At 69.1% G+C, this 17554-nt stretch carries 17 protein-coding genes; all 17 read left to right on the plus strand.

Annotation, left to right across the window (positions count from 1 at the left end):
- Positions 1–47: 47 nt before the first annotated feature.
- The 17 genes from ACTVZP_RS09870 to ACTVZP_RS09950 all read left to right on the plus strand — a co-directional run bounded on the left by ACTVZP_RS09870 (position 48) and on the right by ACTVZP_RS09950 (position 17554).
- Positions 48–1367: a sensor histidine kinase gene (locus ACTVZP_RS09870; protein WP_443211986.1), complete on the plus strand. Its 1320-nt coding sequence runs from the start codon at positions 48–50 to the stop codon at positions 1365–1367.
- Positions 1364–2356, plus strand: a complete 993-nt coding sequence (locus ACTVZP_RS09875) for an NADH-quinone oxidoreductase subunit B family protein (protein WP_443211987.1) — start codon at positions 1364–1366, stop codon at positions 2354–2356. Before ACTVZP_RS09870 ends, ACTVZP_RS09875 begins: the two co-directional genes overlap by 4 nt.
- The gene (locus ACTVZP_RS09880; RefSeq protein ID WP_443211988.1) at positions 2353–3780 is read left to right on the plus strand and encodes a nickel-dependent hydrogenase large subunit; all 1428 of its coding nucleotides are present in this window, start codon (positions 2353–2355) and stop codon (positions 3778–3780) included. Before ACTVZP_RS09875 ends, ACTVZP_RS09880 begins: the two co-directional genes overlap by 4 nt.
- Positions 3780–6356 carry a carbamoyltransferase HypF gene (gene hypF / locus ACTVZP_RS09885; RefSeq protein ID WP_443211989.1) on the plus strand — a complete coding sequence of 859 codons (2577 nt, stop codon included), beginning with the start codon at positions 3780–3782 and terminating at the stop codon, positions 6354–6356. The genes ACTVZP_RS09880 and hypF overlap by 1 nt, the downstream gene beginning before the upstream one ends.
- Positions 6357–6571: 215 nt before the next feature.
- A complete protein-coding gene (locus ACTVZP_RS09890; RefSeq protein ID WP_443211990.1) occupies positions 6572–7681 on the plus strand; it encodes a hydrogenase small subunit in 1110 nt (369 codons plus the stop codon).
- A gap of 3 nt (positions 7682–7684) precedes the next feature.
- Positions 7685–9475 carry a nickel-dependent hydrogenase large subunit gene (locus tag ACTVZP_RS09895; protein WP_443211991.1) on the plus strand — a complete coding sequence of 597 codons (1791 nt, stop codon included), beginning with the start codon at positions 7685–7687 and terminating at the stop codon, positions 9473–9475.
- A 13-nt stretch (positions 9476–9488) separates the two neighbouring features.
- On the plus strand, positions 9489–10064 hold the full coding sequence (locus ACTVZP_RS09900) for a HupE/UreJ family protein (protein WP_443211992.1): 576 nt from the start codon (positions 9489–9491) through the stop codon (positions 10062–10064).
- Positions 10065–10068: 4 nt separating this feature from the next.
- Positions 10069–10854: a Ni/Fe-hydrogenase, b-type cytochrome subunit gene (gene cybH / locus ACTVZP_RS09905; protein ID WP_443211993.1), complete on the plus strand. Its 786-nt coding sequence runs from the start codon at positions 10069–10071 to the stop codon at positions 10852–10854.
- Between the two features lie 291 nt (positions 10855–11145).
- Positions 11146–11766, plus strand: coding sequence for a HyaD/HybD family hydrogenase maturation endopeptidase (locus ACTVZP_RS09910; RefSeq protein ID WP_443211994.1), 621 nt, complete (start codon positions 11146–11148; stop codon positions 11764–11766).
- Positions 11766–12083 carry a HypC/HybG/HupF family hydrogenase formation chaperone gene (locus ACTVZP_RS09915; protein ID WP_443211995.1) on the plus strand — a complete coding sequence of 106 codons (318 nt, stop codon included), beginning with the start codon at positions 11766–11768 and terminating at the stop codon, positions 12081–12083. The genes ACTVZP_RS09910 and ACTVZP_RS09915 overlap by 1 nt, the downstream gene beginning before the upstream one ends.
- A 4-nt stretch (positions 12084–12087) precedes the next feature.
- Entirely contained in the window at positions 12088–12465 is a 378-nt protein-coding gene (locus ACTVZP_RS09920; protein WP_443211996.1) for a hydrogenase accessory protein, read from the plus strand.
- Positions 12466–12478: 13 nt separating this feature from the next.
- Positions 12479–13312, plus strand: a complete 834-nt coding sequence (locus tag ACTVZP_RS09925; RefSeq protein WP_443211997.1) for a hydrogenase expression/formation protein — start codon at positions 12479–12481, stop codon at positions 13310–13312.
- Entirely contained in the window at positions 13309–14067 is a 759-nt protein-coding gene (hybE, locus tag ACTVZP_RS09930) for a [NiFe]-hydrogenase assembly chaperone HybE (protein ID WP_443211998.1), read from the plus strand. Before ACTVZP_RS09925 ends, hybE begins: the two co-directional genes overlap by 4 nt.
- Positions 14067–14888, plus strand: coding sequence for a HupK protein (locus ACTVZP_RS09935; RefSeq protein ID WP_443211999.1), 822 nt, complete (start codon positions 14067–14069; stop codon positions 14886–14888). The genes hybE and ACTVZP_RS09935 overlap by 1 nt, the downstream gene beginning before the upstream one ends.
- Positions 14881–15222 carry a hydrogenase maturation nickel metallochaperone HypA gene (gene hypA / locus ACTVZP_RS09940; protein WP_443212000.1) on the plus strand — a complete coding sequence of 114 codons (342 nt, stop codon included), beginning with the start codon at positions 14881–14883 and terminating at the stop codon, positions 15220–15222. Before ACTVZP_RS09935 ends, hypA begins: the two co-directional genes overlap by 8 nt.
- The gene (gene hypB / locus ACTVZP_RS09945; protein ID WP_443212001.1) at positions 15222–16079 is read left to right on the plus strand and encodes a hydrogenase nickel incorporation protein HypB; all 858 of its coding nucleotides are present in this window, start codon (positions 15222–15224) and stop codon (positions 16077–16079) included. The genes hypA and hypB overlap by 1 nt, the downstream gene beginning before the upstream one ends.
- Positions 16079–17554 (plus strand): sigma-54-dependent transcriptional regulator, encoded by a 1476-nt coding sequence (locus ACTVZP_RS09950; protein WP_443212002.1) that lies wholly within the window; start codon positions 16079–16081, stop codon positions 17552–17554. The genes hypB and ACTVZP_RS09950 overlap by 1 nt, the downstream gene beginning before the upstream one ends.

Raw genomic sequence — 17554 nt, forward strand, 5'->3', positions numbered from 1 at the left:
TTCCCTGTCCCGCCCCGCCCGGTTTATGATCGCCGTCGGAGGAACCGATGGCGAAACCGCAGGCACCGCGCGAGGGGGACGTTCCCGACTCGGTCTGGATGGACGTCCTGTCGGCCGTCGACCGGACCTATGCCGATCTCGTGGACTACCAGGAGCGGCTCGAGCGGCAGAACGCCGAGCTCGAGAGCCTGCGGTCGTTCCACGCCTCGGTGCTGGCCTCGGTCTCCGACATCCTGATCGTCGTCTCGCGGGGCGGACTGGTCGAGGAGGTCTCGGCCTCGGTATCGACCCGCACGCGTCGGCCGCGGAGCCGCCTCTGCGGCGAGCCCGCGCCGGAGATCTTCGCACCGTCGGACCGCGCCGCGCTGCTGGAGGCCATGCGGCAGGCGACCGAAACGCGCAGCGCGATCACCGTGGAGGCGGGCCTGCTGACGCCCGACGGCCCGAGCGCGGTCGAGCTGTCGCTTTCGCCCCGGTTCGACGAACGTGGCCGCTCGGCCGGGCTGGTGCTGACCGGCCGGTCGGTGGCCGAGCTCAGGCAGGCCTATGCCGCGCTGGAGCGCAGTCACGACGAGCTCAAGGCGGCGCAGGCGCTTCTCGTGCGGAACGAGAAGCTTGCCTCGCTCGGGCGGCTGCTTGCCGGGGTGGCGCACGAGCTGAACAATCCGATCAGCTTCGTCTATGCCAACGCACATGCCCTCGAACGCTACGCCGCCAAGTTCGAGCAGTATTTCGAGCAGGTTCAGGCGGGCGCGCCCCGAAACGCACTGATCCGGCTGCGCGAGGAGCTGAAGCTCGATCGCGAGGTGCGCAACCTGCGCGATGCGGTGCAGGGGGCCCGCGACGGGGCCGAGCGGGTGCGCGACATCGTCGAGGACCTGAGGCGGCTGTCCTCCGAAGGCTCGGGCGAAATCGAGGACTTCGACCTCGTCGCCGTGACGCAGGTGGCGATGGCCTGGGTGCTGCGCGGGGCACGGCGTCCCGTGGAGGTCGATGTCTCGGGCCTCTCGAGCCTGCCGGTGCGTGGACGCCCGGGCCATGTGCAGCAGGTGGTGATGAACCTCGTCCAGAACGCGCTCGACGCGGTCGAGGAGGTGGCCGGGGCCAGGATCGCGATCTCCCATGCGATCGAAGGCGACCATGCGGTGCTGACGGTGCGCGATAACGGGCCGGGCGTGCCCGAGACGCTGGCGCAGGCGATCTTCGATCCGTTCTTCACGACGAAGCCCGTCGGGCGCGGCACGGGGCTCGGCCTGCCCATTTCGCACAAGATCGCGGAAGAGCATCGGGGGCGGCTTGTGCTCTGCGAGGGCGGACCGGGTGCCGCCTTCCGTCTCGAATTGCCGCTGGACCGGGAGGCGCGATGAACATCCTCTGGCTTCAGGCCTCGGGCTGCGGTGGCTGCACCATGTCGCTCCTCTGCGCCGAGGCGCCCGGCGTCTTCGACCTCCTCGAGGGGGCGGGGCTGCGCTTTCTGTGGCACCCCGCGCTTTCCGTCGAGACGGGCGATCAGGTCCGCGATCTGCTGGACCGGATCGGGACGGGAGACGAGCCGCTCGACATCCTCTGCGTCGAGGGCGCGATCGCCCGCGGCCCGCGCGGGACCGGACGCTACCAGATGCTTGCCGGCACGGGGCTGTCGATGCTCGAGGCGGTGGCCCGGCTCGCGCCGCTCGCGCGGCATGTGGTGGCTGTCGGAAGCTGTGCGGCCTATGGCGGGATGACGAGCGCCGGCGGCAACCCGTCGGACGCGGTGGGGCTGCAGTTCGAGGGCACGCATCCGGGCGGAGTGCTGCCGCCGGGCTTCCGCGGTCGCGGCGGCCTGGCCGTCGTGAACGTGGCCGGCTGCCCCACGCATCCGGGCTGGGTGACGGAGACGCTCATGCTGCTCGCGCAGGGGACGCTGGCCGAGGGCGATCTCGACCGCTTCGGCCGGCCCCGCTTCTACGCCGACCACCTCGTGCATCACGGCTGCCCGAAGAACGAATATTACGAATACAAGGCCAGCGCCCGCGGCCCCGGAGAAATCGGCTGCATGATGGAGCACATGGGCTGCATCGGCACCCAGGCAGTGGGCGACTGCAACATCCGGCCCTGGAACGGCGGCGGCTCCTGCACCTCGGCGGGCTACGCCTGCATCGCCTGCACCGCACCCGAATTCGAGGAACCGCGCCATCCCTATGCCGAGACGCCCAAGATCGGCGGCATCCCCGTGGGCCTGCCCTCGGACATGCCGAAGGCGTGGTTCATGGCGCTGGCGAGCCTCTCGAAGGCCGCCACGCCCGAACGCATCCGCCGCAACGCCGTGGCCGACCGGATCGAGGTGCCCCCCACGCTCAGGATGCCGAAGCGATGACGACGCTCGTGGTCGGCCCGTTCAACCGGGTCGAGGGGGATCTCGAGGTCCATCTGGATGTCGCCGAGGGGGCCGTGGTCGCGGCACGGGTCAACGCGCCGCTCTATCGCGGCTTCGAGCGCATGCTCGAGGGACGCGACCCGCGGGACGCGCTGACGATCACGCCCCGGATCTGCGGGATCTGCTCGATCAGCCAGTCGGTCGCCGCAGCGCGGGCGCTGGGGGCGGCGACGGGCCTCGTGCCCGCCCCGGCGGGCGAGCGGGTGGCAGCCCTGATCCATGCGGTCGAGAATGCCGCCGATCACCTGACACATTTCAACCTCTTCTTCATGCCGGACTTCGCCCGCCCCGTCTATGCCGGGCGAAGCTGGCATGCGCGGGCCGTGGCGCGCTTCACCGCCATGGAGGGCAGCGCCCAGCGTGAGGCGGTGGCGGCGCGGGCGGGCCTGATGCACATCCTGGGCCTCCTCGCCGGAAAATGGCCCCATACGCTGGCCGTGCAGCCGGGTGGCGTCACCCGCGCGCCGGGGGCGGCCGACCGGGTGCGCATCCTGGCGACGCTCCGCAGCTTCCGCCGCCATCTCGAGGGCACGCTCTTCGGCGCGCCGCTCGAGGAGTTCGTGGCGCTCGGCACCGGGGCGGCGCTGCTCGGCTGGAGCCGCGGCGACGCGGGCCTCTTCCTCGAGATCGCCGCGGATCTGGGGCTCGCCACGCTCGGCCGCGGCACGGGGCGCTATCTCAGCTTTGGCGCCTATCCGTTGCCCGAGGGACCGGCCTTCGCAGCGGGTGTCTGGCAGGAGGGGGCGGCCCGGCCGCTCGACCCGCGCCTGATCCGCGAGGACCTGAGCCATTCGTGGATGCTGGGCGAGGCCGCGCATCCCTCGGAAGGCCGCACCGTGCCGGACGAGGAGATGCGCGCCGCGGCCTACAGCTGGTGCAAGGCCCCACGGCTTGACGGGCAGCCGATGGAAACGGGCGCCCTTGCCCGCCAGGTCATGGCGGGCCATGCGCTCGCCCGCGACCTTGCGCGGGAGGGAGGCGTTCTGGCCCGGGTCGGCGCACGCCTTCTGGAGCTTGCGCGGACGCAGATCCTCATGGAGCGGCTGGCGGATGGGATAGACCCCTCCGCCCGGTTCATGGTGGCGATGGGGCGGATGCCGGAGGAGGGCGAAGGCGCAGGCCTCGTCGAGGCGGCACGCGGGGCGCTCGGGCACTGGTTGCGGCTGCGTGGCGGCGTGATCGACCGCTACCAGATCGTCGCCCCCACGACGTGGAACTTCAGCCCGCGTGATGGTGCCGGCGTGCCCGGGCCGCTCGAGGCGGCGCTGGCGGGCGCCCCGGTCCTGCCGGGCGAGACGACGCCCATCGCGGTGCAGCACGTCGTGCGCAGCTTCGATCCCTGCATGGTCTGCACGGTACATTGATGGGACAGGGCAAGGGTTCGGAAGGGTCCTCCGATCCGGCCTCCGGCGAGCATCGTGGCTCGCAGCGGGCGGTCGCTCCGGAACGCAGTGCATCCGAGGCCACGGATGCACGCAAGGATGGTCCGGGCGCGGCCCCCGAGGACTCGGGCGCGCAGCGGGATGGGCCGGACGCCCTATCCGGGCCGGAACGGCCTCGGCCAGCCGCCGACGCTGCGGAAGGGTCACAGTCGCCGGGCGAGGCGGTTCCGGCCACGCCCCCGGCCGAGCCACGCCACGACGACGGATCGGTCGCGGAGGCCTTTCCTCTGCGCGAGGGGCTGGAGATCCGCGTCCGCGGGCAGGTGCAGGGGGTGGGGTTCCGGCCCTTCGTCTGGCAGCTGGCGCGGCGCATGGGGATTGCTGGCGAGGTGCTGAACGACGGCGAGGGCGTGCTGATCCGGGCAACCGACGGCGACATGCCGGCCTTCCTCGATGCGCTGAGGGCCGAGGCGCCGCCGCTCGCACGGGTCGATGCGGTGGAAACGGCGCCCGCGACTGTCCCGGCGGGCCAGTTCCGCATCGCTCCGAGTTCGGCGGGAGTCGTGGCGACGCGTGTCACGCCCGACGCCGCCACCTGCCCCGACTGCCTCGCCGAAACGCGGGCGGACGGGCGGCGGCGGGGCTATGCCTTCACCAACTGCACGCATTGCGGTCCGCGCTTCACCATCCTGCGCGACCTGCCCTACGACCGGGCACGCACCTCCATGGCGGTCTTTCCGATGTGCCCGGACTGCCGCGCGGAATACGACGACCCCACCGACCGTCGCTTCCACGCGCAGCCCATCGCCTGCCCGGCCTGCGGACCACGCCTCTGGCTCGAGACGGAGGTGACGTGGATCGCGGACGGCCCCGTGCGGGCGTCGGGCGAGGAGGCGCCCCCTGGCGCGGCCCGGCAGGGCGATCCGCTGGCGGCGGCGGTGGCGCTGCTGGCGGGCGGAGGGATCCTCGGCGTGAAGGGGCTGGGCGGCTTCCACCTCGCCTGCGATGCGCGAAACCCCGAGGCGCTGGCGCGGCTTCGCCAGCGCAAGCGCCGGCCGGGCAAGCCCTTCGCGCTGATGGCGACCGAAGCCATGGCCGCGGACATCGCCGAACTTTCGGAGGCCGATCGGGCGCTTCTGCGCGATCCCGCCGCGCCGGTGGTTCTCGTGCAGGGGCGCGGCAGGCTTCCCGAAGCGGTTGCGCCCGGCATGACAACGCTCGGGATCATGCTGCCCTGCACGCCGCTCCACCACCGGCTGATCGATGCGTTCTGCGGGCCGCTGGTGATGACCTCGGCCAATCTCTCGGGCGAGCCGCAGGTGATCGGCAATGCCGAGGCGCGGACGAAGCTCGCAGGGATCTGCGACGCGCTTCTGATGCACGACCGCGCGATCGTCCGGCGGCTCGACGACAGCGTCGAGCGGGCGACGCCGCCCATGGTGCTGCGCCGGGCGCGGGGTCGGGCGCCGGGGACGCTGCCGCTGCCCGAGGGGTTCGGTCAGGCGCCGCGGGTGCTGGCACTCGGGGGGCAGATGAAGGGCGCGATCTGCCTCCTGAAGGACGGGCAGGCGCTGCTCTCGCATCACCTCGGGGATCTCGACGAAGCGCTGAGCTTCGAGGAGTTCACCCGCGCGATTCGCGACCATGCGAAGCTCTTCGACCACCGGGCCGAGGTCGTGGCGGTGGACCTGCACCCCGGATACCGGGCAACGCAGGAGGGCAAGCGGATGGGAGTACCGGTTGTCGAGGTGCAGCACCACCACGCCCACCTCGCCTCCTGCCTCGGGGATGCGCTCTGGCCGCTGGAGCGTGGTCCGGTGGCGGGGATCGTGCTGGACGGGACGGGCCTCGGCGCCGACGGCACTATCTGGGGCGGCGAGGTGCTTCTGGGCGACTACCGGCGCGTCGAGCGGGTGGCGCATCTGGCGCCTGCGCCTCTGGCGGGGGGAGAAGCTGCGGCGCGGGAGCCCTGGCGCAACGCGCTGATGCGGCTGGACGCGGCGGGGCTCGGCGATCTGGCCGACCGGCTTTTCCCGGACCGCCCGCGCCCGATGCTGCGGCGGACGGTGGCGGCGGGAATGAACGCGCCGATGTCCTCCTCTGCGGGGCGGCTCTTCGATGCGGTAGCGGCCTGTCTCGGGCTGGCCGCCGATCGCCAGAGTTACGAGGGCGAGGCCGCGATGCGGCTCGAGGCGCTGGAGGGAAACGGCCCGCCCTATGCCTTCGATGGGCTGGACCCTGCGCCCATGTTCCGGGCGCTGGCAGCCGATCTCGCGGCAGGCGCTGCACCCGGCATCATCGCCGACAGCTTCCATCGGGGTCTGGCACGGGCCTTCTGCGCCCCGGCGCGGAACCTTGTGGCCGAGGGCCGGGCGGCGGCGGTGGCGCTCACCGGGGGCTGCTTCCAGAACGCGCGTCTGATGGCTACCTGCGTCGAGGAACTGGCGGGGCTGCCGGTGCTCCTGCACCGGAAGGTTCCGGCGAATGACGGAGGGCTTGCCTTTGGCCAGGCCCTTGTCGCCGCAGCGCAGCAGAGTCACGCGGCGGAAACACCCTGACCGGCAGACCTGAGGGCTGGTAACCGTCTTTCCTTGCACCTCTTCAAAGGGCCCCGCTCAATCGCCCGAAAGTGTATCCTGATCAACATGTTGATCTAATTCATCCCTCCACACGCATTTCTTTTGCGCCGCCTCCGCCGCTTCCTGCATTCCTTGGCATACGAAGCCGGCGGCACAGCGCGTGCCGCGCCAAAGGCCAGCGAGGGAGGAATGCGTTGCCCCAGATCGAAACCTTCTACGACGTGATGCGCCGCCAGGGGATCACCCGGCGCAGCTTCATGAAATACTGCTCGCTCACGGCGGCGGCTCTGGGCCTCGGGCCCTCCTTCGTGCCGAAGATCGCCCATGCGATGGAGACGAAGCCCCGCACGCCGGTGATCTGGGTGCATGGTCTCGAATGCACCTGCTGCTCGGAGAGCTTCATTCGCGCGGCCCATCCGCTGGCCAAGGATGTCGTCCTGTCGATGATCTCGCTCGACTACGACGACACGCTGATGGCGGCGGCGGGTCATCAGGCGGAAGCCGCGCTGATGGATACGATCGAGAAATACAAGGGCAACTACATCCTCGCGGTCGAGGGCAACCCGCCGCTGAACGAGGACGGGATGTACTGCATCATCGGTGGCAAGCCCTTCGTCGAGCAACTGAAGATGGCGGCCGAACACGCCAAGGCCATCATCAGCTGGGGCGCCTGCGCCTCCTACGGCTGCGTGCAGGCGGCGGCACCCAACCCGACGCGGGCGACGCCGGTCCACAAGGTCATCCTCGACAAGCCGATCATCAAGGTGCCGGGCTGCCCGCCCATCGCCGAAGTCATGACCGGCGTCATCACCTACATGCTGACCTTCGACCGGCTGCCCGAGCTGGACCGGCAGGGCCGCCCGGCGATGTTCTACAGCCAGCGCATCCACGACAAATGCTACCGCCGCCCGCATTTCGACGCGGGCCAGTTCGTCGAGGCCTGGGACGACGACTACGCCAAGAAGGGCTACTGCCTCTACAAGATGGGCTGCAAGGGGCCGACCACCTACAACGCCTGCTCCACCGTGCGCTGGAACGAGGGCGTAAGCTTCCCGATCCAGTCCGGCCACGGCTGCATCGGCTGCTCGGAAGACGGCTTCTGGGATCAGGGATCCTTCTACGACCGGCTGACGACGATCAAGCAGTTCGGCGTCGAGGCCAATGCCGACACGATCGGCCTCACGGCCGTCGGCGCGCTCGGCGCGGGCGTGGCGGCTCATATTGCGGCGACCGCCCTCAAGAGCGCGCAGAAGAAATCGCAGGCGGCGAATGCCGCGAAGACCGACGACAAGATGGGGGCCTGAGCCATGGTCGCGACACCGAACGGTTTCAACCTGGACAACTCGGGCCGCCGCATCGTGGTGGACCCGGTGACCCGGATCGAGGGTCACATGCGTTGCGAAGTCAACGTGGACGACCAGGGCATCATCCGCAATGCCGTCTCGACGGGGACGATGTGGCGGGGGCTTGAGGTCATCCTCAAGGGCCGCGATCCGCGCGACGCCTGGGCCTTCACCGAGCGGATCTGCGGGGTCTGCACCGGCACCCATGCGCTCACCTCCGTCCGCGCGGTCGAGGATGCGCTGGGGATCTCGATCCCCGACAATGCGAACTCGATCCGCAACATGATGCAGCTGAACCTGCAGATCCACGACCACATCGTCCATTTCTACCATCTCCATGCGCTGGACTGGGTGAACCCGGTGAATGCGCTGCGCGCCGATCCCAAGGCCACGTCCGAGCTGCAGCAGGCGGTCTCGCCCTCGCATCCGCTCTCGTCCCCGGGCTATTTCCGCGACGTGCAGAACCGTCTGAAGAAATTCGTGGAATCGGGGCAGCTCGGGCTCTTCAAGAACGGCTACTGGGACAACCCGGCCTATCTGCTGCCGCCCGAGGCGGACCTGATGGCCACGACCCACTATCTCGAGGCGCTCGACCTGCAGAAGGAGATCGTGAAGGTCCACACGATCTTCGGCGGCAAGAACCCGCATCCGAACTGGCTGGTGGGGGGCGTCCCCTGCCCGATCAACATCGACGGCGTGGGCGCGGTCGGCGCCATCAACATGGAGCGTCTGAACCTCGTCTCGTCGATCATCGACCAGTGCATCCAGTTCACCAACAACGTCTATCTGCCCGACGTGGTGGCCATCGGCGGCTTCTACCGCAACTGGCTCTATGGCGGCGGACTCTCGTCGAAGTCGGTGATGGCCTATGGGGACATCCCCGAGCATCCGAACGATTTCTCGGCCGAGCAGCTCCACCTGCCGCGGGGTGCGATCATCAACGGCAATCTCGAGGAGGTGCACGACGTCGACCCGCGCGACCCCGAGCAGGTGCAGGAATTTGTCGATCACTCGTGGTATGCCTATGGCGAGCCGGGGCGCGGGCTGCACCCTTGGGACGGCGTGACCGAGCCGCGCTACGAGCTTGGCCCCAACGCCAAGGGCACGCGGACGAACATCCTCGAGCTCGACGAGGCGGCGAAATACTCGTGGATCAAGGCGCCGCGCTGGAAGGGGCACGCGATGGAGGTGGGCCCGCTCGCCCGCTACATCGTGGGCTATGCCAAGGGCCACGAGGACATCAAGAATCAGGTCGAGGGCCTCTTGCGCACCATGGATCTGCCGGTCTCGGCGCTCTTCTCGACGCTGGGGCGGACGGCCGCCCGCGCGCTCGAGGCGGAATATTGCTGCCGGCTGCAGAAGCACTTCTTCGACAAGCTCATCACCAACGTGAAGAACGGCGACAGCAGCACCGCCAACGTCGAGAAGTGGGAGCCGCGCACCTGGCCGAAGGAGGCCAAGGGGGTCGGCATGACCGAGGCCCCGCGTGGCGCGCTCGGACACTGGATCCGCATCAAGGATGGCCGGATCGAGAACTACCAATGCGTCGTGCCGACCACCTGGAACGGCAGCCCGCGCGACGCGGCCGGAAACATCGGGGCCTTCGAGGCGAGCCTGCTGGAAACGAAGATGGAGCGACCCGAAGAACCGGTGGAGGTCCTGAGGACGCTCCATTCCTTCGATCCCTGCCTTGCCTGCTCGACCCACGTCATGTCACCTGATGGTCAGGAATTGACCACCGTCAAGGTTCGCTGAGGGAGACTACCGGATGAAAAAGATCGCATTTGCCGCCATGCTCGCCGCCGCGGCAAGCCCTGCCCTCGCGCATACCGGGCACGGCGACACCTCGGGCTTCATTCACGGCTTCCTGCATCCGATCCTGGGGCCGGACCACCTGCTTGCCATGCTGGGAGTGGGGATCTGGTCGGGCGTGGCGCTGTCCCGCCGCTTCTGGGGCGGGGCACTGACCTTCCTTCTCGCCATGACGGCCGGAGCCGGCCTGTCCTGGGCCGGCGTCGGGATCCCGATGGTCGAGGCCTGGATCGTCGGATCGGTCGTTCTGGCAGGTCTGCTGGTCGCCACTGCGCGCGCGGGACAGGCGCGCGGCGTGACGGTGCTGTCGCTTGCCGCCATCGCGACCTTTGCGGCCTGCCACGGCCATGCCCACGCGACCGAGGCGTCCGGCACCATCGCCGCTTATCTCGCGGGCTTCCTGATCGCCACGGCCGCGCTGCACCTCGCGGGGATCGGCATTGCCTTCGCCACCGCGCGCGGCGGCGTTCTCGCGCAGCGGACGCTGGGCGCGGCGATCGCGGGCTCCGGCCTCTTCCTCATGGCGGGGTGACGGCATGGACACCGAAATCGTCACGATCCACGTCCCTAACCCGAACGCTCCCACGCCGCTCGAAGCCTCGCGCAAGACCGGCACGGCGCGCCCGGAGGACATCCACAGCATCTTCCACAAGACTTCGGTCTATGTCTACGAGGTGCCCGTCCGGATCTGGCACTGGCTGAACGCTGCGATGATCTTCATCCTGATGGGGACGGGCTACCTGATCGCCCGCCCGCTTCCGACGATGGAGATCGCCGAGGCGACCGACCAGTTCGTCTTCGGCTACATCCGCTTCGCCCATTTTGCCGCGGGACAGGTGCTGACCGTGGCCTTCGCGGCCCGGATCCTCTGGGCCTTCTTCGGCAACGTCCACTCGCGCCAGATGTTCAAGCTGCCGGTCCACAACCTTCGCTGGATCCGCGAGCTGATCTACGAGCTGAAGTGGTATCTCTTCCTCGTGCCCGAACCGAAGAAATACGTCGGCCACAACCCGCTGGCCCATGCCGCGATGTTCTTCTTCATCACCCTCGGCATGACCTTCATGATCGTCACGGGCTTCGCACTCTATGCCGAGGGCGCCGGACAGGGGTCGATCTACGACGACCTCTTCGGCTGGGTGCTGGGGCTGGTCGGCAACAGCCAGCGGCTGCACACGCTGCACCATCTGGGCATGTGGTCGATCGTGATCTTCACCATCATCCACATCTACGCCGCCGTCCGCGAGGACATCATGTCCCGGCAATCGATGATCTCGACGATCGTTTCGGGCTGGCGGACCTTCAAGGACGACCGCGTGGAATAGGTCGATCCCGGGAGAATCTTTGGGCTCCGGAGGGGCGCGGCGCAACGCCGCGCCCCTCTTCATTCTGCAATGTAACGAACCATTCCCCCTCCTTAATTGGAAGGAAAGCTTCCACTTCCGGGCGCTGCCATGCCTGTTTAAGGGGCAATTAACCGTTTGCGGACAAGGGCCTGCCAAAATGTCGCGGCAGGTTCACATTTCCGGCTTCTTCCGGGAACTGCAAACCATATTGTCGAAGCACGGCCCGGGGCGAAAAGCCCGTTGCCAGCAGCGGTCATGAGGGAGGGACCAATGCCAGCATATCCACCCGAGAGGGTGCTCATTCTCGGCATCGGAAACGTGCTCTGGGCGGACGAGGGTTTCGGCCCCCGCTGCATCGAGGTCCTGGCCGAGAGCCACGCCTTCCCAGCGCGGGTGAAGCTGCTCGACGGCGGCACGCAGGGCCTCTACCTCCTGCCCTTCCTCGAAGAGGCCGACGCGCTGCTCGTCTTCGACGCGGTGGACTACGGTCTCGCCCCCGGCACGCTGATGGTGGCGCGCGACGAGGAGGTGCCCGCCTTCATGGGCGCCAAGAAGATGAGCCTGCACCAGACCGGCTTTCAGGATGTGCTGGCCACGGCGCAGTTCATGGGCCGGTGCCCGGAGCGGCTGACGCTGATCGGCTGCCAGCCCGAGGAACTCGAGGATTACGGCGGGTCGCTCCGGACCATCGTGGCCGGCCAGATCGCACCCGCCATCGGGCTGGCGCTGGCGGAACTCGCGTCCTGGGGCGTGACGCCCTTGCCCGGATGCAGCGAGGCGGAGGGCCTGGCCGACCCGTCGCTGCGGCGCGACGCCTACGAGACGGGGCGGCCGAGCGCCGACGAGGCCTGCCGCACCGGCGATGACCGCTTCTTCCCGGAGGCCGTCTGATGTGCGTGGGCGACCCGCTGCACCTCCTCTCGGTCGAGGGGATTGCAGGCACCGCCTCGGACGGCGAACGGATCTCGCTGATCGACCTGAGCCTCGTCCCCGACGCCAGGGCCGGGGACTGGGTGCTCTGCTTCCTCGGCACGGCGCGGGAGATCATCGCCGCCGACGAGGCCGCCAGGATCGCCGAGGCGCTCGCGGCTCTCCGCTCGGTGATGGCGGGTGGTGGCGTGGGCGATGCCTTCGCCGACCTCGACCGTCCGCCGTCTCTTCCCCCTCATCTGCAGGCCGCGCTCGATGCCGGCCGGAGCCACGGTTGATCCCATGACCCACCCGCTGATCGCGCGCCTCGAAACCGAACTCGGATGGCCCTGCCTCAAGTCGATCGAGGAGGTCCGGGCCTTCACCGCCCGCCCCGGTGCGCACTGCCTCTTCATCCCCGGCGATCCTGCCCGCAACCTCGAGACGGCCGATGCGGCGGTGATCCTGCCGGAGCTTGTCATAGCCTTCCAGCGCGCCTTCGACTGCGCCCTTGTCGGCGATGCCGTCGAAGCCGCCCTCCGCGACGAGACGCGCGCCCTGCGCACCCCCGGTTTCCTCTTCTACCGCGAAGGCCGCTACCTCGGCGCTATCGAGAAGATCCGCGATTGGGGCGACTACATGACCCGGATCCCGCGCATCCTCGACTCCGTCACAGCCTGAAAGGGGTTCCCCCATGACATCGTTCCACATGCCCCCCACCGGCTTCGGTCCCGGATCGCAGCCCGGCGACGAGGATGCGGATCTGGCCTTCATGGCCCTGCCCTCGGGAATGCGGACCTACTCGGCGCATCTTCCGGAGATCGAGGATGCGGTCGGCCTCGCGCCGGCGCTCGGCCTGCTCGAGCAGTTCGCGGAGGCCTGCGGAGCCTGTGCCTCCTCGGGCCAAACGGCAAGCTTCGACCTTTCGACCCTCGACGAGGACAACCGTCGCCTGATGGCCGAGACGCTGGGCCAGGGCGAGGTTTCGATGCGGCTGCGGGGCGTGCCCGCCCTCATGGTGCAGGAGAGCGTCTTTGCCGGCGTCTGGTCGGTAGCGGGTGCCGGGGCCGATCGGGTCGAGGTCGGGCCTGTCCCCTCGGCGGCGCTGACGCGCGCCTTCGCGCCTCACCGGCAGGCGCTGACCCCCTCGGGCCGCCGCCCGCAGGGCGTGGTCAACGCACCTGCACTGCTGGCGGAACTGGTCGAAAAATCTGGCACCTGGCGTCCGGACCAGGAGCCGCATGTGGTCAACCTCACGCTGCTGCCGCACACCGAAGAGGACCTCGCCTGGCTTGACCGGATGCTCGGCGAGGGCGCGGTCACCATCCTCTCGCGCGGCTACGGCAACTGCCGGATCACCGCCACCGCACTGCCGCAGGTCTGGCGCGTGCAGTTCTTCAATTCCATGGACAGCCTCATCCTCGACACGTTCGAAGTGACGGCCATGCCGCAGGTGGCGCTTGCCGCGCCCGAGGATCTGGAGGACAGCGCCGCGCGCATCCTCGAAGTGCTGGAGGCGATCCGTTGAGCGGCTTCGAGGGCTCCTATCTCGGCGCGAACGACCGGATCGGTCCGGACGCGGTCATGGAATGCAAGATCTGCTGGACACCCTACGATCCGGCCACGGGCGACGACTACCGCCAGATCCTGCCGGGCACGCCCTTCGCGGATCTGCCGGGCGACTGGAGTTGCCCGCACTGCGGCGCACCGAAGGAGCAGTTCATGGTCCTCTCGGATCCGGCGGCCGAGGCGGCGTCCGCCGTGATCGCCGAGAAGATCGCGCTGCTCGTGGCGGATTTCGAGGACGTCTGGCATTCGAAGATGCGGGACGTCCCGCTCGTCAACAAGGCGCTGCACGTCGAGGCCGTGGGCTTCCGCCTGCACGACGGCCGACCGCTCGGGGTGCTGGTCGCGCCGTGGTTCATGAACCTCGTGCTGCTGCCCGCCGAGGGCGAGGACTGGTCAGCCCTGACGCCGGGCGCGAAGGAGCATCTCGGCTTCCCGTCGGGCGACTACGAGTTCATTCATAATGTCCGTCCGATGGGTGGCGGCTACAAGGCCTGCTCGCTCTTCTCGCCCATGAACGACTTTTCCAGCCAGCTGCAGGCGGTGGAAGTGGCGCGGGCGGTGATGGCCGCGCTCTTCGACGAACGCAACCGCGCCGAGACCGACCGGGCCGCCGAGATCCGGGCCGCGCGCGAGGCGGAGCTGGCCCCGCCTGCCGAAATCGGGTCCGAACCCAGCCGCCGCTCCGTCATCACGGCCGGCCTCGCGGAAAGCTGATGTCGGGGGCGATCACCATAAGCCTCGGGCCGGACGGGCCGAAGATCGCCGTGGGGCCCGCGCTCCCGGTCGAGGCACTGATGCTCGGCCGCAGCCCCGAGGCCGCGGCCGAGCTTCTGCCGCGGATCTTCAACCTCTGTCCGATGGCGCAGACCACGGCGATGCGGCTCGCCTTCGGTCTGGAGCCGCTCGCGCGCGGGACCCTGGAGCACGAGATCGGCCGCGAGCACCGGCTGAAGCTCTCGGTGATCTGGCCGGGCATGCTGGGTCTGGCCGTCGATCCGACAGGCGACCTGCCGGACCTTCCCCTGCCTCGCGACCTTGACGGATGGCTTGCGCGCCATCCGCTCTTTTCCCGCATCGCGGAGTGTTTCGGACCGGGGGAAGCGGTGGCGGACCTGCCCGCCCTGCCGGCGGGGGCCGCCATGATCCCCGGCGCTTACGACAATTCGCCGGCAGCGCGGCGCGAGGCGCATCCGACGCTCGCCGCCGTGGCGGCGCGATGGGGGCGCGGGCCGCTCTGGCGCGCAATGGGTCGGCTCGCGGACCGCGGCACACCGCCCGCGCCGCTGCTGCTCACCGACGGAACCGCCGTCGTGCCCGCTGCCCGCGGCACCTATGCCCTCCGTGGCCGGGCCGAACATGGCGTGATCTCTGCCTTCGAACGGATGACGCCAACCGATCATCTCGTGGCACCCGGCGGCGTGCTGGAGCAGAGCTTGCGCACCCTGCCCGCCGACAAGGGCCGACTGGCGTCGCTCCTCGTCGCCATCCTGGATCCCTGTGTGCCGGCCACGGTGACGGAGGCCGCCGATGCATGAGATGTCGCTCTGCGAGGGCATCCGCGGCATTGTCGAGGATCAGGCGCGCAGCCACGGCTTCGCCTCGGTCAAGGTGCTGCGCCTCGAGATCGGACGGTTTGCCGGGGTCGAGAAGGCGGCGCTCGACTTCGCTTTCGACGTCGTGATGCGCGGCAGCGCCGCGGAAGGCGCCCGGCTCGAGATCCTCGACCTGCCCGGCCGGGCGCTCTGCTACGATTGCGGCGAGGAGGTCGCGATCGAGGACAGGTTCGACCCCTGCCCGCTTTGCGGCGGAGGCCGGCTGATGCCGGTGGGCGGCGACGAGATGCGGATTAAGGACATGGAGGTTCAGTGATGTGCACGGTCTGCGGCTGCGGCGACAAGGTCACCTTCGAGACGACTCACGGTCACGCGCATCATGGACATGAGGATCACGACTGCGGCTGCGGCGGACATCACCACGGGCATGATCACGGCCACGGGCACGGGCACCACCATCACGGGCTCGGCGCCGCGGGCGCGAGCGTGCCCGGCATGAGCCAGGAGCGCCTGATCGAGGTCGAGACAGACATCCTGTCCAAGAACAACGTCTATGCCCTGTCGAACCGGCATCGCCTGCGCGAGATGGGCGTTCATGCCGTCAACCTCGTGTCGTCCCCCGGCTCGGGAAAGACGACGTTGCTCTGCAAAACCATTTCACTCCTCGCGGGGACTCCACTCGCCGTAATCGAGGGTGACCAGCAGACGTCGAACGACGCGGACCGGATCCGCCGGACAGGCGCTCCGGCGGTGCAGATCAACACCGGCAAGGGCTGCCACCTCGACGCGCACATGGTCGGCCACGCGCTGGACGACCTGCCGCTCGTTCCGGGGGCGCATCTGTTCATCGAGAACGTGGGCAACCTCGTGTGCCCGGCCGCCTTCGATCTGGGAGAAGATGCGAAGGTTGCGATCCTCTCGGTCACCGAGGGCGAGGACAAACCCCTGAAATATCCTGACATGTTCACGGCGGCGCGGCTCGCCATCCTGAACAAGGTCGATCTCGCACCTTATTGCGACGTGGACCTCGACCTCTACGAGGCCAACCTCCGCAGGGTGAACCCGACGATCGAGGTTCTCCGGGTCTCGGCCCGGACCGGCGAGGGAATGGAGGGCTGGCTGAAATGGCTTTCCGGTCGCCGCACCGCCAAGATGCTCGGGGTGCGCGGCTGATGTCCCGCCCGCTGGTCCTTCTCGTCGACGACGAGCCTCATGCGCTGGCCGCCATGCGGATGGCGCTTGAGGACGAGTTCGAGATCGCCACCGCCCCCTCGGGCGAGGAGGCCCTGAAGATCCTCGAGGATCAGTGGGTTCAGGTCATCATTTCGGACCAGCGGATGCCGGGCATGACCGGTGTGCAGTTCCTCGCCCAGGCGCGCGAACGCTGGCCCGAAACGGTAAGGATCATCCTCACGGGCTACACCGACGCCTCGGCCATGGTGGCCGCGATCAACGAGGCCGGCATCCACCAGTTCCTGACAAAGCCGTGGATCCCCGACCAGCTCGCCATGGCGGCCCGCAACGCCGCCCGCCTCTTCCACCTCGCGCGCGAGAACGAGCGGCTGGCGCTCGAGATGCGCTTCCTGAACTCGACCGTCGAGACGCGGCTCGAGAAAAGGCGGCGGGCCCTCCGCGAGGGGATGGGTTTCGAAAGCATCCTGCGCGCACCCTCATCTCCCATGAATGCGGTGGTGGCCGCTGCCCGGCAGTTCGCAAGCTTCGACATGCCGGTGCTGCTCGCGGGCGAGCCGGGCACGGCCAAGGCGCAGCTCGCGCGGGCGATGCACTACGGCTCGCTCCGCTCGGACCGCCCGTTCCACGAGTTCAACCTTCAGGGCGTCCCCGAGGATCTGGCCGCAATCGAGCTTTTCGGCGCCAAGCGCGGGGTGGCGGCGGGCAATTCGAGCCGCGTCGGGCTTGTGCAGAAAGCGGACCGTGGCACGCTCTACATCGGCGCCATCGACGCGGCCTCGCCGGCCTTGCAGATGGCGCTGACGAGGATGCTGGCCAATGGCGCCTTCAGCCCGGTCGGCGGGCAGGAGACGCTGACCACGAACCTGCGGCTGATCGCGGGCTCGCACCGTGACCTGCGCGCGCTCGTGGCCGAGGGACAGTTCCGCGCCGACCTCTACTATGCGCTCTCGGCGGGCGAGATCGCGGTGCCGCCGCTGCGCGCCCGGCGCGGGGACGTGGCGCTGCTCGCGCAGGTGATCCTGGCCGATCTCGCCGCCACGCATGGAAAGCCCGTGCACGAGATCGAGCCGGCGGCGCTGGAGTTCCTCGAGAACTACGACTGGCCGGGCAACCTGCGCGAGCTTGCGAACGAGATCATGCGGATGCTGGTGTTCGCACAGGGCAAGGTGCTGACCGCCGACCTGATCTCGCGACCGATCCTGCAGGCTCCGCCCTCCGAGGGCGGGGCGGACCGCAGTGCCGATGGCGTGCTGACGGCGGACGGAACGCTGAAGGACAGGGTGGAGCTGATCGAGATGCGCATCCTGCGAGAGACGCTGACGCGCCATCGCTGGAACAAGAGCCGCGCGGCGGCCGAGCTGGGTCTGAGCCGCGTAGGGCTCAGGGCGAAGCTCGACCGCTACGGGATCGCGGATCCCGCGGGGCGGCTCGCTGCGGAAGAGGAGGAGGACTGA

It is taken from the genome of Rhodobacter sp. NSM (assembly GCF_052244495.1).
Classification (GTDB): domain Bacteria; phylum Pseudomonadota; class Alphaproteobacteria; order Rhodobacterales; family Rhodobacteraceae; genus Cereibacter_A.